The 21483-nt window shown below is 65.7% G+C and carries 15 protein-coding genes; 7 read left to right on the top strand and 8 right to left on the bottom strand.

The window, feature by feature from the left end:
* Positions 1-93: 93 nt before the first annotated feature.
* From AC0L58_RS12195 to AC0L58_RS12225, 7 genes are all read left to right on the top strand, one after another.
* Positions 94-2169: a carbon starvation CstA family protein gene (locus AC0L58_RS12195; protein ID WP_473683746.1), complete on the top strand. Its 2076-nt coding sequence runs from the start codon at positions 94-96 to the stop codon at positions 2167-2169.
* 8 nt (positions 2170-2177) lie between these two features.
* A complete protein-coding gene (locus tag AC0L58_RS12200; RefSeq protein WP_473683747.1) occupies positions 2178-2372 on the top strand; it encodes a YbdD/YjiX family protein in 195 nt (64 codons plus the stop codon).
* Positions 2373-2375: 3 nt separating this feature from the next.
* On the top strand, positions 2376-3527 hold the full coding sequence (locus tag AC0L58_RS12205) for a TolB family protein (RefSeq protein ID WP_473683749.1): 1152 nt from the start codon (positions 2376-2378) through the stop codon (positions 3525-3527).
* 218 nt (positions 3528-3745) lie between these two features.
* Positions 3746-4171: a helix-turn-helix domain-containing protein gene (locus AC0L58_RS12210; RefSeq protein WP_473683751.1), complete on the top strand. Its 426-nt coding sequence runs from the start codon at positions 3746-3748 to the stop codon at positions 4169-4171.
* Positions 4168-4572, top strand: a complete 405-nt coding sequence (locus tag AC0L58_RS12215; RefSeq protein ID WP_473683753.1) for a VOC family protein — start codon at positions 4168-4170, stop codon at positions 4570-4572. Before AC0L58_RS12210 ends, AC0L58_RS12215 begins: the two co-directional genes overlap by 4 nt.
* Before the next feature lie 96 nt (positions 4573-4668).
* On the top strand, positions 4669-5220 hold the full coding sequence (locus tag AC0L58_RS12220) for a YdeI/OmpD-associated family protein (protein WP_473683755.1): 552 nt from the start codon (positions 4669-4671) through the stop codon (positions 5218-5220).
* A gap of 463 nt (positions 5221-5683) precedes the next feature.
* Positions 5684-6184, top strand: coding sequence for a DUF2127 domain-containing protein (locus AC0L58_RS12225; protein ID WP_473683757.1), 501 nt, complete (start codon positions 5684-5686; stop codon positions 6182-6184).
* Between the two features lie 15 nt (positions 6185-6199).
* Here AC0L58_RS12225 and AC0L58_RS12230 read toward each other — a convergent pair whose 3' ends face one another.
* The 8 genes from AC0L58_RS12230 to purL all read right to left on the bottom strand — a co-directional run bounded on the left by AC0L58_RS12230 (position 6200) and on the right by purL (position 21432).
* The gene (locus tag AC0L58_RS12230; RefSeq protein WP_473683759.1) at positions 6200-7972 is read right to left on the bottom strand and encodes a Mur ligase family protein; all 1773 of its coding nucleotides are present in this window, start codon (positions 7970-7972) and stop codon (positions 6200-6202) included.
* Between the two features lie 394 nt (positions 7973-8366).
* Positions 8367-11162: a cyanophycin synthetase gene (gene cphA / locus AC0L58_RS12235; protein ID WP_473683761.1), complete on the bottom strand. Its 2796-nt coding sequence runs from the start codon at positions 11160-11162 to the stop codon at positions 8367-8369.
* Between the two features lie 137 nt (positions 11163-11299).
* A complete protein-coding gene (locus AC0L58_RS12240) occupies positions 11300-12148 on the bottom strand; it encodes a cyanophycinase (RefSeq protein ID WP_473683763.1) in 849 nt (282 codons plus the stop codon).
* A gap of 147 nt (positions 12149-12295) precedes the next feature.
* Complete coding sequence (gene iadA, locus AC0L58_RS12245; RefSeq protein WP_473683765.1) at positions 12296-13468, bottom strand: beta-aspartyl-peptidase; 1173 nt, start codon at positions 13466-13468, stop codon at positions 12296-12298.
* 269 nt (positions 13469-13737) lie between these two features.
* On the bottom strand, positions 13738-14646 hold the full coding sequence (locus AC0L58_RS12250) for a DMT family transporter (protein ID WP_473683767.1): 909 nt from the start codon (positions 14644-14646) through the stop codon (positions 13738-13740).
* Positions 14647-14789: 143 nt separating this feature from the next.
* Positions 14790-15713, bottom strand: a complete 924-nt coding sequence (locus tag AC0L58_RS12255) for a glycosyltransferase family 2 protein (protein WP_473683769.1) — start codon at positions 15711-15713, stop codon at positions 14790-14792.
* 1010 nt (positions 15714-16723) lie between these two features.
* Positions 16724-17476 (bottom strand): hypothetical protein, encoded by a 753-nt coding sequence (locus tag AC0L58_RS12260; RefSeq protein ID WP_473683771.1) that lies wholly within the window; start codon positions 17474-17476, stop codon positions 16724-16726.
* A gap of 29 nt (positions 17477-17505) precedes the next feature.
* The gene (gene purL / locus AC0L58_RS12265) at positions 17506-21432 is read right to left on the bottom strand and encodes a phosphoribosylformylglycinamidine synthase (protein ID WP_473683773.1); all 3927 of its coding nucleotides are present in this window, start codon (positions 21430-21432) and stop codon (positions 17506-17508) included.
* Positions 21433-21483 lie beyond the last annotated feature (51 nt).

A 21483-nucleotide genomic window follows, 5' to 3' on the forward strand; every position in this document is an offset into this window, starting at 1 on the left:
TGCTCGACCCGTCGCCACGCGAACAAGTACGCGCCGGCATTGACCGTAGCGGCGTCCGGGCGGAATCTTGGCGAACTGCCAGGAGACGTGCCCATGCAAGCCACCGCCATGCTCAAGTCCAGTCCCGCCAGCAAAATTCTCTGGGCCGCCATCGCCATCGTCGGCGCGATCTGTCTCGGCGTGGTGGCGCTGCGTCGCGGCGAGTCGATCAACGCGATCTGGCTGGTCGCCGCGTCCCTTGCGGTCTTCTCGATCGGCTACCGCTTCTACGGCAAGTTCGTCGAACATTCGGTACTCAGGCTCGATCCCACCCGCGCTCCGCCGTCGGTGTTGCGCAACGACGGACTGGACTACGTGCCGACCGACAAGTGGGTGGTGTTCGGCCACCATTTTGCCGCCATTGCCGGTGCCGGCCCGCTGGTCGGTCCGGTGCTGGCCGCGCAGATGGGGTATCTGCCGGGCACGCTGTGGATCCTGTTCGGCGTGGTGTTTGCCGGCGCGGTGCAGGATTTCATGATACTCGGCCTGTCCCTCCGTCGCGACGCGCGCTCGCTGGGCCACATGCTGCGCGAGGAACTGGGGCCGGTCCCCGGCATCGTGGCGATGATCGGGGTGCTGGTACTGATGATGATCGTGCTGGCGGTGCTGGCGCTGGTGGTGGTCAAGGCGCTCACGCACAGCCCCTGGGGCACCTTCACCGTGGCCTGCACGATTCCGATTGCCTTCCTGATGGGAGGTTACATGCGCTGGTTCCGTCCGGGACGGATTCTCGAAGTCTCGGTGATCGGACTGGTTCTACTGTTGGCGTCGATCTGGTTTGGAAAGTACGTGGCCGATTCCGGCACGCTCGCGCCGCTGTTCGACTTCGACGCCAGAGCGCTGGCCTGGCTGCTGATCGCCTATGGCTTCTGCGCCTCGGTGCTGCCGGTGTGGCTGCTGCTGGCACCGCGCGACTACCTGTCCACCTTTCTCAAGATCGGCACCATCGCGCTGCTGGCGCTGGCGATCTTCATCGCCGCGCCGACCCTGCAAATGCCGGCCGTGACGAAATTCATTGACGGCACGGGGCCCGTGTTCGCCGGCAACCTGTTCCCGTTCCTGTTCATCACCATCGCCTGCGGCGCGGTCTCCGGCTGGCATTCGATCATTGCCTCCGGCACCACGCCCAAGCTGCTCGCCAACGAGGGCCAGGCGCGCATGGTCGGTTACGGCGGCATGCTGATGGAGGCGTTCGTGGCAATCATGGCGCTGATCGCCGCCACCTACCTGCACCCGGGCGTGTATTTTGCGATGAATTCGCCCAGCGCGATCATCGGCGGCACGGTGCAGGATGCCGCCACCACGATCAGCCAGTGGGGCTTCGTGGTGACCCCGGCCGAGCTGGTCGAGACGGCCCGCAACATCGGCGAAAACAGCATTCTCAGTCGTGCCGGCGGTGCCCCGACGCTGGCGGTGGGCATGGCCCAGCTGCTGCACCATATCCTGCCCGGCGGCGGCATGATGGCGTTCTGGTACCACTACGCAATCCTGTTCGAAGCGCTGTTCATCCTGACTACGGTGGACGCCGGCACCCGCGTGGGCCGCTTCATGATCCAGGAGATTGCGGGCCTGATTCACAGGCCGTTGCAGGAAACCGAATCGTGGACCGGCAACCTGCTGGCCACCGCGATCTGCGTGTTCCTGTGGGGTTACTTTCTGTACCAGGGCGCGGTCGACCCATTGGGCGGCATCAACACCTTGTGGCCGCTGTTCGGCATCGCCAACCAGATGCTGGCGGCGATCGCCCTGATGCTTGCCACCGTGGTGGTGGTGAAACTCAAGCGCGAACGCTACGTATGGGTGCCGGGCATTCCGGCGCTGTGGCTGATCATCTGCACCATGACCGCCGGTTACCAGAAACTGCTCGGCCCGATCAGCTTCACCGCCGCCGCCCAAAAATTTGCACAAGGTATCCAGGAGGGGGCCTTGCTGGCGCCGGCGAAGAATGCGGCCGAAATGCAGCGTATCGTCACCAACAACTATGTGGACATGGCCCTCACCGGCCTGTTCATGGCGCTGGTCGTGGCGATGCTGCTGTTCTGCCTGCGTGCGTTGATCAAGGCATGGCGCACCAATCATTCAACCGCGCACGAAGAGCCTTACGTGGCGCTTGTCCGCGTCATCGGTTGAGGGGCGTAATGAATATCCGCTTTCGATCAATCCGCAAGTGGGCGGTGCAGACCGCGCGACTTTGCTGCGGCATTCCCGACTACGACACCTACGTGAAACACCTGCGCCAGCACCATCCCGAACGAAAGGTGCCGAGCTATGAAGCGTTTTTTCTCGAAAGGCAGGAAGCACGTTACAAGGGAGGCGGCGGGCGCTGTTGCTGAGGGGTGAACGCTACCGGCTTTCCGGCTTGCCACCCTGATCCAGCCCGGCCGCTTCCCGTTCCCACGACGCAGCATCGCTCGACCGGGCAAACGTTGTTCTGCGCTGATACCATTTTCGGGGAGACACCGGCCGAGCCGTCGAAAATGGACAAGATCACTTCCGACTTTCATTCCGGACGAGGAATCTTCTTTGGAAGACCACGCTTGCAGTCCACCTTGGTGCTGCATCGTGTTCTCATCGCCATCGTGGTCGCGACGCTGGCCGCAGTCTTGGCCTCATTTCCGGGCAGAGCCACATCGATGAAGCATGTCGACAACTCCCTGGATTACACGGTGGAACCCTGGGATGCCGCTGGTGTGAGCAGCGATCGATGGGAATCGCATCCGGCGCTGGATCCGCTTACCGGGGATCTGTGGTTCGTTCGCAGCGACCGAAGTTTCTCGGGCTGGCGCTTGCTGCTGAGCCGTCGCACTGCGCACGGATGGTCCGAGGCCGAGCCGGCACCGCTGGCTGCGGCGGGTCTGGAGGCCGATCCCTGGTTCACACCGGACGGACGTTCGATGTTCTTCATTTCCACTCGAGCCACGGGTGCCTTGAGCAGCGACGCCCTGGACATCTGGGTGGCTCATCGTGACGACATCGGCCAATGGGCGACGCCGCAGCAGCTGCCGGTGCCAGTCAACTCCGATGCCGCCGAATGGTTCCCGCGGCCGGCATCGGACGGTTGGCTCTATTTCGGATCCCGCCGCGCCGGCGGGATCGGCAAGGACGACATCTGGCGCGCACGTCGGGAGAAGGATGGACACTGGCAGGTGGAGAATGCCGGACCAGCGATCAACAGCACGGGCGCCGAATATGAATTCCTGCCCTCGCCTGACGGGAAGTGGGCTCTTCTGGCCACCGATCAGGGATTCTTCCGCGTCACACGCGGGGCCGGCGGCTGGCAGGCACGTGAGCGCCTCGGATCCGCGGTCAACGCCACCGGCACCGAGATCGGTCCGATGTTCCTGCCCGACGGCGAGAGTTTTCTCTTTTCACGCGACGCCGGCGACGGACGCTCCGGCGAACTGTTCCTCGCTTACCGCGGCAAGCGACCCGCCTGGCGCAAGCAGTTCGACAAGGCTATCCATCCACCGCGCAGTCGGCCCAAGTAACAGATCCCGGTGACCCGTTGTCCGGCTCGATGACAGAATCCAGCAACCGCAGAACCGCACGTGGATCCGGTCAGCACGCCAAGCGTTACTCGCTACGGTTCTCACCAACTCGTCAGCGTCCAAAAGCCATGGAAACATTACCGGAAGGCACCAAGCCAAGAGCGCCGGGCAGGATCACGCCATCCCTGCTGCGACGTCTGCTGCGTGCCAAGGATCGCATGGACGCCTTTCCGCACGAGGCGTGGCCGGTACAACGACTGGCGCAAATCAGTCGTGTCTCGGCGGCCCACTTCGCGCGCTCGTTCAAGGACGCTTTCGGCATTCCGCCCCATCGCTATTTGCTCAGTCGCCGCCTCGAGCGGGCGACGGCGCTGCTGCGCGAGACCGACCTGTCCGTCACCGAGATTGCATTCATGACGGGCTGGCAGAGTCTGGGGACATTCGGCCGCACGTTCCGTGACGTGACCGGCCGGAGCCCGAGTGAGTCGCGGCGGCATGAGCGCGCCGCGACACATGATCTGGCCCGGATCCCGGCATGCTACGCCAGCGCCGGTCGCCGCCCCCACCTCGATGCCGCAGTTTCGGAGAAGCGACACCGCGAAGTGAAGGTCAAGATGACAGCTCAACCAGAGGAGGTGTCATGAGCAATGCGATCGGTGTGGCAGGGCTGTACGTGCGGGACCAGGATGAGGCGCTCGGTTTCTATGTCGACAAGCTGGGCTTTGTCGTGCACACCGATGTGCAAAACGGTCCGTTCCGCTGGCTCACGGTGCAGCACCCGGATCAACCATCCTTCCAGCTGGGACTGTTCACGCCGCAGGCCCCGATGCATGACGAGGCGACGGCACGAACCCTGCGCGAATTGGTGGCCAAGGGCGCGATGCCTCCGCTGGTGTTGCATGTCGATGATTGCCGCGCCTTGTACGAGCGGTTGCGCGCCAATGGTGTGGAATTCACCCAGGAGCCGACCGAACGCTACGGCAACGTGGACGCCGGCTTCCGCGATCCGTCGGGGAACGGTTGGAAGATGGTCCAGACGGCCTGAGCCCGCCACGCGTGTCCTCACGGCAATCGCCTCGATGTTTCGACCCGGGGCGATCGTGCAAGCGGGAAGACTGCAGAAAGCGGAGGGATTTTTTCAATGAACAAGACATGCGGCAAGGCCCGCTTCGCGGCAACCCTGCTTCGCCCGGCCACGTCGGCCAAGGACGACCACTGGGCCTTCCTCGTCTTGCCAAAGGCGGCCAGCGACCTGCTTCCCCGACGTGGCAGAACGACGGTGGACGGCACGCTCAATGGCCATTCGTTTCAAGCCACGCTGGAGCCGGATGGCCAATTGAGCCACTGGCTCCGGGTGAGTGAGGAGCTACGCGACGCGTCCGGCATCCGGGTCGGCGACCTGGTCGACGTGGTGGTTGCGCCGGTGAAACAGGAGCCGGAGCCCGAGCTGCCCGATGATCTGCGCGACGCACTACGCGCCTCCCCCAACGCCGGCACCGGATGGAACGAGACAACCACGCTGGCACGCGTGGACTGGATCCACTGGATTGAATCGGCCAAGCAGGCGAAAACCCGACAAAGCCGGATAGACAGCGCCTGCGACATGCTTGCGTCGGGCAAGCGCCGGGTATGCTGCTTCGATCCGTCCGGCTTCTACAGCAAGAGTCTCGGGGCGCCCGAGGCAGCCGAGTAGCATCCCCGCAAAGCCTGACTCGGCTCCTGCAGCCCGATCACGTCAGTTGTCCCCTCGCATCTTGCGGTTGCGGACGCGCCTGTGAACGGCTTTTGAAGAGCGCTCGACATGCTGCCCCCCCAGATGTCCGGTCACCGCGGCCAAGTCAGCGCCGTCATGCTGCTCAATGGATTCTCGCCAGTGAAGGATGGGGTCACCGGCCATGTGCATGTGGCCAGGCGACGGCAAGAACGTGAGCTGCCGTCCCGGCCTCGCGGACCGATCGGCCCGGCGTGGTCGAAATCATCCGCAATCTCCTCTTGGGTAGTGTCACGTCTCGACGCGGAAGCACTCGACGTCGCGTTGCCTTGGTTCCAGTCCCAGGCCAGGCCGCGAGAGGTCCACGCGCAACGTCCCGTCATCCCACACTGCTCATGAAGCGCTGATCGGCGACAATAGACAGATTGCCCGCCCAGCCCCACCCATGCCAAACCCTGATTCCAGCGTCGTCATCCCTCCAGCTCACCCCCGTCAGACCCATCCCGGCCTGCGCATCATTGCCTTCTACGAGATCGCCAAGACGCTGTGCCTGCTGCTGCTGGCGCTGGCTGCATTCCACCTGGACCGGCAGGAGAACTTCGAGCATCTGGTGCACTGGCTGGAGCACCTGGACCTGACCGGCAGCAATGGATTGCGCTGGAAACTGGTGGACATGCTGGTGGCGTTCGGACCCAGCAAGTTCGTGGCGGTCGGCATGGTGACCCTGGGCTACGCCGTGCTGTTCGGCATCGAGGGCATCGGCCTGTGGCTGGGCAAGCACTGGGCAGAATGGTTCACCGTGATCGCGACCGGCTCGCTGATTCCGCTGGAACTGTACGAATCGCTGTACCACTTCGGCTGGATCAAGCTGGCCATGCTGGTCGGCAACGTGGCCATCATCGTGTATCTGGTGCGCATCGCGCTCCAGCCACGCGAATCGCGCTGAACCAGCCGGCTTGTTTCAACCGGCTGGCAACGGCGTGCCGGGCTGCCAGCGCTGCGCCTCCAGCGTGTCGAGCAGGCTGCGGATCTGGCGACGCGCAGCGACGCCGTGGCTGGGCAGAACAAGCACATCACCGGGTTGTGACCAGGCCAGCAGGTCGCGTACCGCCGCCACTTCATCCAGGCAATCGATGATGGCGTCTTCGTTGACACCATCGTGTTGCAGCTGCGCGCGCAGGATGGCGGCGACCTCGCCTGCAACACGGCCGCGCATGTAGCCCTCGATATCCTTGAGCAAAACGCGGTCGGGCTGGAATCCGGCGGCAGTGCTGGCCAGTTCGCGGATCGCCGCATCCTCGCGATTGCCGGCCTGGCCCAGCACCAGCCCGAGACGGCCGCCAGCATGTTGCGCGGTGGCGATGTCGAGCAGCCCGTGAAGACCCTCCGGGTTGTGCGCGTAGTCGACGTAAACCTGCAGCGAATCGAACTGCCAATGTTGCAGGCGGCCGGGATTGTCGGCGCGCTGGTTGCCGAACTGCCCCAGCGTGGCAGCGATGGTGTCGACAGGAATGCCCAGCGCAGCCGCCGCGAGCGCAGCCGCGGCGATGTTGGCGATGTTGTAGGTGGCGCGCCCGGCGAAGCTCAGCGGCATGGCATCCACCGCGCCCAGGTCGTGTTGCACACCACGCCATGTCAGCCGCAGTTTGCCGTCGCGCACGGCGCAGGTGGCACCGCCCCGGTCGCGCGTGGCGCGCAAGCGCGGCACGGTGTCGTCCCTCGAAAACCAGCCAATCGGGCATGCCAGCTGCGCCGACTGCGCCACCAGCGTCTCATCGTCGGCGTTAAGCACCAGCAAGCCGGTATCGTCTATGGCCCTGGCCACGGTGAGCTTGACCGCGGCGAGCCCGGCCAGGTCGTGGATGCCGTATTCACCGAAATGGTCGTCGCTGATATTGGTGACCACGGCCACCTGCGCCTGCTCGACCGCCAGGCCGCGGCGCAGCAGACCGCCGCGCGCGGTTTCCAGGATTGCCGCCTGCACACCCGGTTCGCGCAGCACGGCGCGCGCGCCGGCGGGGCCGGAGTAGTCGCCGCCGTCGATCAGCCGATCATCGACGAACACGCCGTCGGTGCAGCTGTGACCCGCATGCCAGCCATGCGCACGCGCCATCGCCGCCAGCAATCGCACCGTGGTGGTCTTGCCGTTGGAGCCGGTGACCAGGGCCACCGGGACGGCGTGCAGCGTCCCCCAGTCCAGCGTATCGGGCGACGGCAAGGCGCCGATCGGCCAGCTTGCCGCACCATCGCCGGCGCCGATCGAGAGCTGCTCGTCGTCCACCAGCACCGGCAGGCCACGCTGCCGCGCGGCGTCGACCAATGCCAGCATCGCGGGATGTCGCTCGGCCTCGGCAAACGCGCGCAAGGTGTGCATCGCCGCGTCTTCATCCCAGGTCGCGGGATGACCGGGCGCGTGGAAGTGCGCGACAAGCGGTCCGTGAACGCTCTCGTGCGCGCGGGTCCACGCCCACTCGTTGACTTCGGTGGCACTGAACAGCTGGTCCAGCGGCGCCGCCAGCGCCAGTGACGCGCCCGTGCGATGACGCCGAACGACGCGCTCACCGATCGGCCAGCCCAGCGTTTTGCACGCGCGTCGCACGTCCGCGTCCCATGCCTGCAGGGCCGACTCGTCAGGCCGCGGACCCTGCGTTTCAAGCACGGCGCCGACATCGCGGAAATACAGGTTGAAACCGGTAAGCCGGCGCGAATCGTCGAACGGAATGAAGTCGGGCATGGTGCTCAGGACCTGTGAAGATTTCCGCCGCCTTCAGGCGGGCGGGGTCTGGCGTTGGTTACCACTTGCGCGGCGGGCAAGACGGGGATGAATGGATTCGGTCGCATGGCTTTTCACACGATCCGTGGCAGCTCGATGATTGCCGGCGGCATGATTTTTCGTTTTGGTGTGCTGCTTTGCTTCTTGGGCGTGTTTCGCATCGGTGACGAAGAGCCGGCGGGCAGAGCCCGCCCTACGGGGCGGCATCCTGAGCGTAGGGCGGGCTCTGCCCGCCGGCCTATGCCGCAAAGTTCCGGCGAATCGTGGTCCATGCACCCCGTTCCACGGGGAAGCCAGCACGCTGGCACGGATGCCCCGCCACGATGGCAACGTGTGGACATTCGTTCACAAGCGCTCAATCATCACTTTCGCGCGAGAAGCGCACGCCGCGTTCGTCACGCACCAGTTCGCCGAGAGAGGCAAAGCTGGCTTCGTCGAACGCCGCTTCCGGCGTCGGCACCTGCGTCGGCGCGGCGGGGCGTTCCTCGCGCGGCGCGGGTGCACCTTCGGCGCGGAACTTGATGACCTGCTTCCACGAGCGCACCAGCGCGTCGGCAAACACCAACAGCAGATCGCCTGCCTCACCCATCTTCAGCGCGGCATCGACGGCCTGCTGCTCATCGGGGATGATCGAAATGCTTTGCTCCGGCACGCCGGCAGCCAGCAGCCCCTTGGACAATATCCGCGGCACCTCGTCGCCGTCGCGGCCACGCAGCGAATCGTCGCGCCGGCAGATGTAATGGTCGAAACGGCCCGCCACCGCGTTGGCGATGGCGACCAGATCCTCGTCGCGCCGATCACCGGGGCCGGCCAGCACCACGATGCGACGGCCGACGACATCCAGTCGCGTGGCCAGGTCGGCCATCACCGACACGGCATGCGCGTTGTGGCCGTAGTCGAACAGCACCTTGAACGGATGCTCGTCGTATACGTTCATGCGACCGGGCACCTGGAAGAAGGTGCTGTCGAAGGTACGCAGTCCCTGGCGGATCGCGTCGAGCTTGATGCCGAGCGAGAACGCCATCGCGGCCGCGACCATCGCATTCTGCACGTTGTGCAGCGCGCGACCTTCCAGCGTGGCGGGAATCAGATGGGTCCACAGCAGCGGGATGTGGCTGCCCTTGTCGTACAGCGTGATCATCGAGCCGTTGACGCCCGCTTCCAGCGCGCAGGCGCGGCCACCGGCGCGCACGTGCTCGCGCACCAGCGCGTGGGAAGGATTCATGGTGACGTAGCAGATCACCTTGGCGTCCGTGTAGCCGGACATCTTCAGCACGTTGGGATCGTCCGCATTGAGCACCGCGCAATCCTTCGCCACCTCGACCACGATACGCTTGACCTCGGCCAGCTGCTCCAGCGTGTCGATGCCTTTCAGGCCCAGGTGATCGGACTGCACGTTGAGCACGGCGCCGACGTCGACGCTACGCACGCCCATGCCCGCGCGCAGCAGACCGCCGCGCGCCGTTTCCAGCACGGCGATGTCGATGTGCGGATCGGCCAGCACCATCCGCGCCGAGACCGGCCCGGTCATGTCGCCCTCGACGGTGCGCTGGCCGTCGATGTAGACACCGTCGGTGGTGGTCAGGCCGGGTGTGTAGCCCGCCATCTTGGTGATGTGCGAAAGCATGCGCGCGGTCGTGGTCTTGCCGTTGGTGCCGGTGATCGCGGCAATCGGCACGCGTGACGGAACACCCGGCGGAAAGAGCATGTCGATCACCGGCCCGGCGGCGTCGCGTGGCGTGCCCTCGCTGGGGCTGACGTGCATGCGGAAGCCTGGCGCGGCGTTGATCTCGCAGATGCCGCCGCCGATCTTCTTGTAGCTCTCGGCAATATTGGTGCTGAGGAAATCCACGCCGCCCACGTCCAGTCCGATCGCGCGCACGGCGCGCACCGCCATGTCGCGGTTGTCGGGATGGATGATGTCGGTGACGTCGGTAGCGGTACCACCGGTGGACAGGTTGGCGGTGGAGCGCAGGTACACCGTCTCGTCAGCCTTGGGCACGGAATCGGCGGTGTAGCCGACACGCTCCAGCATCATCTGCGCCTGCGCATCCAGCTCCAGTCGGGTCAGCACTTTTTCATGACCGACGCCTCGGCGCGGGTCGGTGTTCACGATGTCGACCAGTTCCGCGATGGTGTGCTTGCCGTCGCCGACCACGTGACCTGGCGTGCGCCGAGTCGCGGCGACAAGTTCGTTGTTCACCACAAGCAGGCGATGGTCATCGCCACTCAGGAAGTTCTCCACGATCACCGAGCGCGAATGTTCGCGCGCCGCCTTGAAACCGGCGACGATCTCATCCTCCGTCGTCAGGTGGATCGAGATGCCGCGGCCATGGTTGCCGTTGTACGGCTTGGTCACCACCGGCACGCCGAGGCGGCGCGCCGCGCGCAGTGCGCCCTCCTCGCTCTGCACCAGTTCCTGCCTCGGCACGGGCAGGCCGAGCGAGGCCAGGATCTTGTTGGTTTCCTCCTTGTCGCCGGCCAGCTCCACCGCGATGTGCGAGGTCTTGCCGGTGACGGTGGCCTGGATGCGCTGCTGGTACTTGCCATGGCCGAGCTGCACCAGCGATTGCTGGTTGAGGCGCAACCACGGGATGCCGCGCTCCTCGGCCGCGCGCACCAGCGACGCGGTGGACGGGCCCAGCGCACCGCGCTGGGCATAGCGGATGAACTCGTCGCGGGCAGCCGGCCATTCCCAGCCTTCCGGCACGTTCTTGCGCGCTTCCAGCTGTTCCGGCAGCAGCGAGCACAACAGGCGCAGCGCAAGCTCGCCGGCGGCGACGCCCTCGTCCTTCTGCACGTATTCGTAGACCACCGAATACACGCCGGGCTTGTCGGTGCCGCGGGTCTTGCCAAAGGTGACGTCTTCACCGGCGATGTTCTGCAATTCGATCGCCACGTGCTCCAGCACGTGCCCCAGCCAGGTGCCCTCGCCTTCGCGCATGCGGCGGATGAATCCGCCCGGCTCGCGGTACGAACAACCATGCTCGGCCAATCCGGGGAGGGCCTCGATCAGGCCATCGACAAACGCGGCACCCAGCTTGCCGGTCGGCCATTGCTCCAGTTCACCGAGATCGAGTTCAAGGCGAATGACCGGGAAGTGCGCATACAGCGACGGGCCGACGAAAACGGAACGCTCGAGTATGCGCATGACTTGATCTCCCCGAACCCGCAGGCTCGTCATCTGGATGTGTGTCGATATTCGAAAACCCGGACCGGGTGTGACATGCCCGGGCCAGCCTTGCAACTCCTCGCGAATCTGTCAGGCGCCCGACCGGCGCCGTGGCATCAATGGGCGTTCTTGTTCACTGCCAGTGTGCCCGAGGAGGCACGCCGCGTGTGCAGGTTGAAGGTGGCGCCGGCGATCAGGATATGGATTTTCAGCCCGAGCAGGCAGATCGGCTCATCCTCGCTGGCCTGATCCATCGAGGAAAACTGCAGTTCGCTGGCATCGACCACGGTGACTGCGCCGCTGCCCTCGACTTCCAGCGTATTGTCCGGTCGGATGAACGCGGCGGTGTCTTCGTCCAGGCCGATGCCGACGGCAAACGGGTTGTACGCCAGCGCCGCCAGCAGGCGGCCGAGCCGGTCGCGCTGGCGAAAATGCTGGTCGATCACGAAGCGGTTGGTCAGGCCCAGGCCAGGCGCCAACCGCACGCTGCCGGCGGTGGGCGACGAGCCCTCCTTGCCGAACGCGATCATGTGCTCGCTGAGAATGCTGGCGCCGGCACTGGTGCCGCCCACGTGTACGCCTTGCGAATTGCGCGAGCGGATCAGCTTGGCGATCGGGGTGCCGCCGATCAGGGTCGCGATGCGCAGCTGGTTGCCGCCGGTGAAAAAGATGCCGCTGGCCTGTTCGATACGCTCCAGCCGGTTCGCTTCGGTGGCGTCGCGCCGCGTGTCGAAATCCAGCGCGGTGACGCGGCCTGCACCCAGCCCGGAAAATATCTGCTCGTAGCGCGTACCGGTATCGGGCAACTGGCTGGCTGTGGGGATGACCACGATATCCGCCGCGCTGCCACCGCACAGGGCGACAAAGCGCTCCAGGATGCGTGCATCATGTTCCTTGTGTTCGGCGCCGCCGATCGGAACGATCCAGCCGCGCTGCTCACCCTCTTGGACCCTGCTTGGACACATGCGCTCTTTGCCTTGTTCTGATTCGGCCAACCGGATTGGCACAAACGACCCCATGGGTACCTTGAAAACCCATCATGGGGATGTTCTCAAACCTCCATTGTATCGCACCGGTCGCTGCAGCCGTGTCGCCGCCCCGCTCAACGCGTATCAGTCCGCCGATTCGAACATGCCGCGGTGCTGGATCCGGCCATCACGTAGATGCACCACCCCACCAGCCAGCACGTCGTGCACCGTGCCATCGGCATCAAGCACCAGCAGATCAGCATCGGCGCCTACCTCGATCCGGCCCTTGCGCGACAACCGCAGCAGCCGCGCAGGATTGCTGGTGAAGGCGGGCAGCGCGCGCTCCAGCGGCACGCCGCGGCGGAGCACCTCGTTCAATGTTTCCAGCAACGCGCCCGATTCGCCCACGCCCATCCGGCAGACATGTCCGTCCGCATTGAACACCGGCAGGCAGCCGCCGGCGTCGGAGCTGACCGTGATGTGTTCTGCTGGCGCGTCGCTGTCCAGATAGCGCAACAAGCCATCCGCCGCGCTCCATGCATCCTCGTCCTCCTCCACCGGGAACGCGGTGAGGTCCACCGTGCAGCCTTGCGCCGCTAACGCCAGCGCTTCGTCGAACAGCGCCTTGCGCCGGTTCACGTGGGTCGGATGAAACACCCGCGGCGGCAGCTCGCTCTGCGCCAGCGCCCGGCGCACCAGTTCAAGTCCGCGCGGCCCATCGCCCAGATGCAGATGCACGATACCGGCCTTGCCGGTCATCAGTCCCGCCACATGCGCATCCGCTGCGAGTCGCAGCAATTCGTCCAGGGTGGGCTGACTGGACCGGTGGTCGCTGATCGCCACCTCGCCCAGCCCGATCAGGGCCTCGATGAAGACCAGGTCCCCACGCACGCTGCCGGTCAACGTGCGCGGCGGCACGTGATAGCCGCCGCTGAAGGCGAACGCACTCAGGCCCTCTTCGCGCAGTCCGTATACGGTAGCCAGCAGGTCCTGCGGCCCACGTGCCACGTCGTCGGTACCGAGCAGGCCGACCACGGTGGTGATGCCGGCACGAGTGAAACGCGACACGCCCTGCGGTGGCACGCGAGTGCGGAAACCCGCTTCGCCGCCACCACCGGTGACGTGCACATGTGCGTCGATCAGGCCGGGCACGAGTCGACGCCCCTCCAGGTCGATCGTTTCCACCGACAACGCCGCTGGCAGGTCGGCCAGTTCGGCGCCCATCCACAGGATGCGACCGCCGCCCAACAGCAGGTGCTGGTGACCTTGCGGTTCGGGGGCGTAGACCAGCGCGTTGCGGAGCAGCAGGAGATTCATGGGGGCAATGTGACGAGAGTGGGGGGTTGGCGTCAAGCGGCTCACGCTGCGGAAGGTATTGCCATGCCTAGCCGAAAACTCGAGCTGATCGGGTCAGGCCTGCTCAACTGCCTGTTTCGTGCGTCGTGATTGAATCAAGAGCGATTCGCCCTCCGCAGGAGGACGAATCGCTCTTGATTCAAAGAACTGACGGGCAAAGCCGAACACGCGTTGCTGGAACGATTCCCGATCCGTCGAAGCGGCAGGATCGAACAAGTCCAGCCGCGCGATCACACCTCGTGGTGCACCGCCTCAGCCGGTGGCACCTCAGAGTCACCCTTGCGCCGCGGCAACAATTCGACCAGATACATCGCGGCCAGAATCAACCCGCCGCCCACCAGCATGCGCCAACTCAACACATCCACACCAAGCAAGACCGCGAAGGCCGCAGCGAACACCGGCTCGGTGGTCATCACGATCGCGGCGCGCGCCGCAGGCAAATGCGATTGCGCCCAGGTCTGCATCAGCATCGCGCCAGCGCCGGCAATCAGCGCCATGTACAAGATCGCAATCCAGGCGCCGAGATCGGGCGGCAGCACGGGGCCATGCGGCGCGGTGGCGAGCAGGCAGACCAGCGCGATCGCCACCATCTGCACGGCGGAGAGGCCGAACGCTTCGCCCTGGCGCGACCACTGGCCGAGCAGCACGATGTGCAGTGCATAGAACGCCGCCGAGGCGAGGGTCAGCCACACGCCCAAGCCGACTTCGATGCCGTTGAGTGTGAGCAACGCGAGACCCACCGTCGCCAGCGCGACGGCCAACCACACAATGCCGGCCACCTGTTGGCGCAACAGCACCAGCGCAAGGATTGGCGTGAACACCACATACATGCCGGTGGCAAAGCCGCTGACGCTGGGCGAAATCAGCGCCAGGCCCCAGGTCTGCAACAACTGACCGATACCGTAGATCGCACCCAGCAGGAGCCCGCGCAGGATCTGTGCGCGACCGAGGCGCCACGTCTGGCGCGGAAACAGTGCCAGCATCGCCAGTGCCGCCACGGCGAAACGCACGGCGAGAAAATCCGCTACCGGCATCCGGCTGACCACGTCCTTGATCAACACGAAGGTCGAACCCCAGACAGCCGTCATCACGACCAGGCCCAGCGTTGCAAGAATGGTGGTCGCGCGAGCTGAGGGCATGGGGTCTCTTGGACAACGGGAAACGGGAAACGGGAAAGCAGATTTTGGCGACCTGCAATACCAAATGAATGCCGACCGATCACTAACAAGTCGATGCGCCACGATAGCGCAGCAAGGGTACGCGACCTACTTCGCGTTTCCCGCTACCGCAGGGAAGCATCCTCGCGGGATTCTCCACTTCCCCTCTTCACCCACAGCCGCCACGACTGGCTCGGGATCTGCATCAGAAAATGCGTCCAGATACCCAGCCACACCATTGCTGCGATCAGCGGCTTGCGTGCAGCTGGATCATGCAGGCGGAACCATCGCCACATGCCGCGGTGCTTGTGTCGGCTGACGAAGACGGGTCGGTGCCGGCTTGAACTGCCCTTGCCGTGCGCCACGCGCACGTCACCCGCCAGCAGCACCTGATAGCCGATGTCGCGCACGCGACGGCACAGGTCGAGATCCTCGCAATGCAGGAAGTACTTTTCGTCGAAGCCGCCGAGGCGATCGAACATCTCGCGCGTCATCAACATCAAGGCACCGGAGATCGCTTCGACCTGGATCGCTTCGGCGGGGATTTCCTGCTCCACCTGTACCTTCTCGCCGGGTCGCCCCAGCAAGGTGTTGAGTGATCGCTGCAACAGCGGATCACGTCGCCAGGATGCCGGATCGGGGCGACCATCCGCATCGCAGACTACCGCACCGATCAAGCCGGCCTTGGGGCTGGCCGCCTGCAAGGCCAGCAGACGCTGCAGGTCACTCTCGTCGGGCAGGCAATCGGGGTTGAGGATCAACAGCGAACGACCCTTCGCGTGTTTCGCCCCGACATTCACAGCGGGACCAAAGCCGAGATTGCGATGGTTGTAGGTCACTTTCAATCGCTCGTCATGCTCACGCGCGCGTTCGATCGCCGGGGGCACACCGTCCAGTGAGGCGTTGTCCACCAGGATCAATTCCAGCGACAGGCTGCTCGCGAGAATGAGGTGCACGCTTTCACGCAGCTCCGGCCCGCTGTCGGCAGCCACCATGATCACGCTCAGTGCCGGCGAGGAGAGTGAGTGCTGGAAGTCGGCGTTATCCATCGCACAAGTATGCGCGTTGGCGCTTGGCGGGAAAACTGCCGGGCGGGCAAGAAGGCGTCGAATCCGGCTTCGCCGCCATGCCAAACGTTGTGTCGCTTCCCCCGCGGCGCGTGGGAAGCTGCCCGGAGGGCTGATGGGGGCGCTCTTGCCGGGCTCGACCAGGATCAAGAGCGCCCCCTTCCGCCTTCGGCACCTTCCCCCGGCCAGGCAGGGGAAGGGAAACATGCTCCGGATGCGGAGTCGTCGGGTTTTGCCGCCATGCCAAACGGTGCACCGCTTCCCCCGCGGCGCGGGGGAAGCTGCCCGGAGGGCTGATGGGGGTGCTCTCGCCGGGCTCGACCAGGATCAAGAGCGCCCCCTTCCGCCTTCGGCACCTTCCCCCGGCCAGGCAGGGGAAGGGAAACTTGCTCCGGATGCGGAGTCGTCGGATTTTGCCGCCATGCCAAACGGTGCACCGCTTCCCCCGCGGCGCGGGGGAAGCTGCCCGGAGGGCTGATGGGGGTGCTCTTGCTGGGCTCGACCAGGATCAAGAGCGCCCCCTTCCGCCTTCGGCACCTTCCCCCGCCTGGCGGGGGAAGGGAAACTTGCTCCGGATGCGGAGTCGTCGGATTTTGCCGCCATGCCAAACGGTGCACCGCTTCCCCCGCGGCGCGGGGGAAGCTGCCCGGAGGGCTGATGGGGGCGCTCTTGCCGGGCTCGACCAGGATCAAGAGCGCCCCTTTCCGCCTTCGGCACCTTCCCCCGCCTGGCGGGGGAAGGGAAACATGCTCCGGATGCGGAGTCGTCGGATTTTGCCGCCATGCCAAACGGTGCACCGCTTCCCCCGCGGCGCGGGGGAAGCTGCCCGGAGGGCTGATGGGGGTGCTCTTGCCGGGCTCGACCAGGATCAAGAGCGCCCCCTTCCGCCTTCGGCACCTTCCCCCACCAAGCGGGGGAAGGGAAACAGGGGTCGCGCCGCACGAGCGGTTTGAGGCTTTGTGCTACCGGATGAATCGCGAGGTCAACGCGGCTCAATCGTCGTCGTCACGACCAAGCACGGCGTGCAGGGACAGCGGCATGTCGTCGTCGCGACGACTCAGCCAGGGCTGCTCGTGATGCCAGCCACTCAGTAGCCGGCCGCGCAGCCGATGTCGACGATCGCGTTGGCGGTCCCACAATGTGAGTACGCGCTGATCCGCCGTGCATGCGGCAAACCAGCGCCCTTCGGGGCTGAAGCAGACCTGGGCAAACCCGGCCGATGCAGGCGATGCATCGACACGCTCGCCGTTGTCGAACTGGCAAACTTCAGCGCGGCAATCCACCAGGCCACCTTGCGGATCACGCAGTTCGCGATCCACCGGCTGCCATGCCGGTGTCTTGAGCTCGATGATTTCCGCGGGTGGTCCAGTCTGGGCGTGCGCGAGTTCAGGCCAGTCAGTCGTTTCCGCGGGAGCCGTGCTGCGTGGCTGGTCACGCTTGAGCCAGGTGTCCAGTCCCGCCAGCAAAGTGTAGCCCGCGAGCGCCCCGAGCAGCAGCGCGCCCCAGCCGGGGACGCCACCACCCAGGGTGAGCAGCAAGGCCAAAAGCCATCCGGCCAGCCCGCAGCGCAGCGCGTGGCGGATCAAGCCGAGATGACCTGGCGCCAGCCGGTGCTGCAGCAGCAAGGCCGCGGCTACCAGCGCAAACAGCAAGGGCAGGCCCAGCCACCATGGCAACAGCGCCAGCAGCAGCACCCAGAGCAGGATGTACAACGCGGTCGCCCACGCCGGTTGGCGCCGAGTCATGGCTCAGCGCCCCGGCCATGCAGAGCGGATCAGCCGCACCACACCCGGGCGTTGCGGAACATGCGCATCCACGGCGAATCCTCACCCCACGAGTCCGGGCACCAGCTCAGCTGCACGCTGCGGAACACGCGCTCGGGATGCGGCATCATGATCGTCACCCGGCCGTCGGCGGCGGTGAAGCCGGCCAGGCCTCCGGGTGAACCGTTGGTGTTGAGCGGGAACTTCTCGGTCGGCTTGCCGCGGTTGTCGACGAAACGCACCGCGCCATGGGATTTCGACGGGCTGCAGGCTTGCGGAAAACTGACGCGGCCCTCGCCGTGCGCCACCGCTACCGGAATCCGCGAACCATCCATGCCCTTGAAGAAAATACTCGGCGAATCGAGGATTTCCAGGGTGGCGACGCGCGACTCGTACTGCTCGGAAGCGTTGCGCAGGAACTTCGGCCAATGCTGTGCGCCCGGGATGATCTCCTTCAGCTGCGAGAGCATCTGGCAGCCGTTGCACACACCCAGCGCGAACTTGTTCTCGTCGGCGAAGAAGGCCGTGAACTGCTCGCGCAGCATGTCGTTGTAGAGGATCGAGGTGGCCCAGCCACGACCTGCACCGAGCACGTCGCCGTAGGAAAAACCGCCGCACGCCGCGAGGCCACGGAAGTCCGCCAGGGTCGCGCGACCACTGGCCAGGTCGGACATGTGCACGTCGACCGCATCGAAGCCGGCGCGGGTGAACGCGGCGGCCATCTCCACCTGGCCATTGACGCCCTGCTCGCGCAGGATCGCGATACGCGGGCGCTCGCCGCTGGCGATCAGCGGTGCAGCCACGTCCTCGGCCGGATCGAAGCTCAGCTTGGGCGAAATGCCGGGGTCGGTGTCATCCATCCGCCATTCGAGTTCGGCTTCGGCACTGAGCGGATTGTCGCGCAGGTTCTGCATGGCAAAGCTGGTTTCGTGCCACGCCTTGTACAGCGTGCACCAGTTCCATTTGAACAGCGTCTCGTCGCCCAGGAACAGCTTGATACCGAGCTTCTGTTTCGGTCGACCGATGCGGTGGCTCACCACCGCCAGTCCGTATTTCACGAGCAAGGTCTCGAACGCCTCGCGATTGGCTTCGGCCACTTGCACCACCGCGCCCAGTTCCTCGTTGAACAGTGCGCGCAGGGTCGCCTCGGCCCAGCCATCGAGCCGGATCTCCAGGCCACAATGACCGGCAAAGGCCATCTCCAGCAAGGTGGTGATGACACCCCCGTCGGAGCGGTCGTGATAAGCCAGCAGCAGACCGTTGGCATTCGCCTCCTGGATCAGCTCGAACAAGGCCTTCAGACGCTTCGGGTCATCCAGATCCGGCGGCACGCCACCATTGCGGTTGAACGCCTGGGTCAACACCGAGCCGCCGAGCCGGTCACGACCCGCGCCGAGGTCGATCAGCCACAGATCGGAGTCGCCGCGATCCAGCCTGAGCTGCGGCGTGAGCGTGCGGCGCACGTCGCCGACCCGCGCAAAGCCGGTGATCACCAGCGACACCGGCGACACCGTGCGCTGCTCCTGCTCACCGTCCATCCACACGGTCTGCATGGACAGCGAGTCCTTGCCCACCGGGATCGAGATATCCAGCTCCGGGCACAGCTCCATGCCGACCGCATGCACCGCGTCGAACAGCGCCGCGTCTTCGCCCGGATGGTTGACCGCAGCCATCCAGTTCGCGGACAAACGGATTTCCCCCAGGCTCGCAATCGGTGCGGCAGCCAGGTTGGTGATCGCCTCGCCCACGGCCAGGCGCGCGGCATCGGCGCTGCTCAGCAGGGCCACCGGTGCACGCTCGGCCATCGCCATCGCCTCGCCGGCATAGCCGTCGAAATCGACCAGGGTCACGGCGCAATCGGCCACCGGCACCTGCCACGGGCCCACCATCGGGTCGCGATGGTTGAGGCCGCCAACGGTGCGGTCACCGATCGTGATCAGGAAACTCTTGCTGCCGACGGTGGGCAATCGCAGCACGCGCAGCAGCGCCTCGTCCATGTCGATGCCGGTGAGATCGGGCACCAGGTCGATGCGCGGCTTGACGCGCTGCGCATCGCGGTGCATCCGTGGCGGCTTGCCGAACAGCACGTCCATGGGCAGGTCGATCACGGTTTCACGGGAATCGGGATGACCAGCCGTTAGGCTGTTGAGAGCCGGGATTGGGGATTCGGCAGAAGCCACTGCAGAGCGGGTCACCAGCAGGCGACGCTCGGCGGTGGCTTCGCCGACGACGGCATAGGGGCAGCGCTCGCGCTGGCACATGGCTTCGAAGTCGGGTAGATCCGCCTGCGCAATCGCGAGCACGTAGCGTTCCTGCGATTCGTTGCTCCACACCTGCATCGGCGACAGCGAGGGGTCGTCGCAGGGGATCTTCGACAAGTCGATCACGCCGCCCACGCCCGCGTCGTTGAGCAACTCCGGGATCGCGTTGGAGAGGCCGCCCGCGCCGACGTCGTGCACGCTGACGATCGGATTGCGCTCGCCGCGTGCGCAGCAGGCATCGATGACTTCCTGGCAGCGCCGTTCCATCTCGGCGTTGTCGCGTTGCACCGAGGCAAAATCCAGCTCCGCGCTCGACGCGCCGCCGGCTACCGACGAGGCCGCACCGCCGCCGAGCCCGATCAGCATCGCTGGGCCGCCCAGCACGATCACCAGGTGGCCCGGTTGCACGGCCTGCTTCAACACATGGCCGGAGCGCAAGTTGGCCAGGCCACCAGCCAGCATGATCGGCTTGTCGTAACCGCGGCGAAGGCCGACCTGGCCGGGCAACTCGTTCTCGTAGGTGCGGAAATAACCGCCCAGGCAGGGCCGGCCGAATTCGTTGTTGAACGCGGCGGCGCCCAGCGGGCCGTCGCGCATGATCTCGAACGCGGTGGCCATGCGCGGCGGCAGCGGGCGCTCCACTTCCCACGGTTGCGGGTGACCGGGAATGCGCAGGTCCGACACCGAGAAGCCGGTGAGGCCGGCTTTCGGCTTGCCGCCACGACCGGTGGCACCCTCGTCGCGGATTTCGCCGCCGGCGCCGGTGGCCGCACCGGGCCAGGGCGCGATCGCGGTGGGGTGGTTGTGCGTCTCCACCTTGATCGCGAAGTCGATGCGCTCGTCGTGGCTGCGCCACACGCGGTCATCCGGATCGGCAAGCAGTCGCCGGCCCTGGCTGCCTTCGATCACCGCCGCGTTGTCGCTGTAGGCGGACAAGGTGTGCGCCGGCGATTGCTGGTGGGTGTGCTTGATCATGCCGAACAGGGTCTTTTCCTGTTCCACGCCATCCACGGTCCAGCTGGCGTTGAACACCTTGTGCCGGCAGTGCTCGGAGTTGGCCTGGGCGAACATGAAAAGTTCAGCGTCGCTGGGATCGCGACCCAGCTCGGCATAACGCTCGACCAGGTATTCGATTTCGTCGTCGGCCAGGGCCAGGCCCAGTCGCTGATTCGCCTCCGCCAGCGCCGCCTGCGGATCGGACCCCAGCGCCACGTGCACCAGATCACCAGGCGTGCCGGCGAGAAACAGCCCCTGCGCGTCCTCGATGCGGCTGAGCACCGATTGCGTCATCGCGTCGTGCAGAACGGCCATGATCGCCGCGTAATCCGGCGCATCGGCCGGCGGCAGGCCGGTGATCTGCCAGGCCAGCCCGCGCTCGACCCGACGAACCTCGAAGCCCGCGCCATGCAGGATGTCGGTCGCCTTGCTCGACCACGGCGAGATCGTGCCCAGTCGCGGCACCACCCACAGCGTGGCGGGCTGCGGCTGGGCATCCTTCGCTTCCAGCACGGCCAGCAGCCGCTCGCGCAGCGTGCCCTCGGGCGCATGCTCGACGTCGAGAATATAGACGTACCAGGAGGCCTGTACCCGCACGCCACGATGCAGGGCATCGAGGCGGGCATTGAGGCGGTCGAGGCGAAACAGCGAGAGGGCGCTCTGCCCGTCGAAAACGATCATGCGGGGTAACGGCGCTGTGCAGGGAAAACGCCCATTCTAACCGATGCTGCA

It is taken from the genome of Rhodanobacter sp. G2-10 (genome assembly GCF_055809185.1).

Excerpts from the sequence above, each read along its gene's own strand:
- AC0L58_RS12250 (WP_473683767.1), bottom strand. The coding sequence starts at position 14,646 with ATGCCCTCAGCTCGCGCGACCACCATTCTTGCAACGCTGGGCCTGGTC.
- cphA (WP_473683761.1), bottom strand. The coding sequence starts at position 11,162 with ATGCGCATACTCGAGCGTTCCGTTTTCGTCGGCCCGTCGCTGTATGCG.
- AC0L58_RS12240 (WP_473683763.1), bottom strand. The coding sequence starts at position 12,148 with ATGTGTCCAAGCAGGGTCCAAGAGGGTGAGCAGCGCGGCTGGATCGTT.
- AC0L58_RS12200 (WP_473683747.1), top strand. The coding sequence starts at position 2,178 with ATGAATATCCGCTTTCGATCAATCCGCAAGTGGGCGGTGCAGACCGCG.
- AC0L58_RS12230 (WP_473683759.1), bottom strand. The coding sequence starts at position 7,972 with ATGCCCGACTTCATTCCGTTCGACGATTCGCGCCGGCTTACCGGTTTC.
- AC0L58_RS12255 (WP_473683769.1), bottom strand. The coding sequence starts at position 15,713 with ATGGATAACGCCGACTTCCAGCACTCACTCTCCTCGCCGGCACTGAGC.
- purL (WP_473683773.1), bottom strand. The coding sequence starts at position 21,432 with ATGATCGTTTTCGACGGGCAGAGCGCCCTCTCGCTGTTTCGCCTCGAC.
- AC0L58_RS12260 (WP_473683771.1), bottom strand. The coding sequence starts at position 17,476 with ATGACTCGGCGCCAACCGGCGTGGGCGACCGCGTTGTACATCCTGCTC.
- AC0L58_RS12220 (WP_473683755.1), top strand. The coding sequence starts at position 4,669 with ATGAACAAGACATGCGGCAAGGCCCGCTTCGCGGCAACCCTGCTTCGC.
- AC0L58_RS12195 (WP_473683746.1), top strand. The coding sequence starts at position 94 with ATGCAAGCCACCGCCATGCTCAAGTCCAGTCCCGCCAGCAAAATTCTC.
- AC0L58_RS12215 (WP_473683753.1), top strand. The coding sequence starts at position 4,168 with ATGAGCAATGCGATCGGTGTGGCAGGGCTGTACGTGCGGGACCAGGAT.
- AC0L58_RS12225 (WP_473683757.1), top strand. The coding sequence starts at position 5,684 with ATGCCAAACCCTGATTCCAGCGTCGTCATCCCTCCAGCTCACCCCCGT.
- AC0L58_RS12210 (WP_473683751.1), top strand. The coding sequence starts at position 3,746 with ATGGACGCCTTTCCGCACGAGGCGTGGCCGGTACAACGACTGGCGCAA.
- iadA (WP_473683765.1), bottom strand. The coding sequence starts at position 13,468 with ATGAATCTCCTGCTGCTCCGCAACGCGCTGGTCTACGCCCCCGAACCG.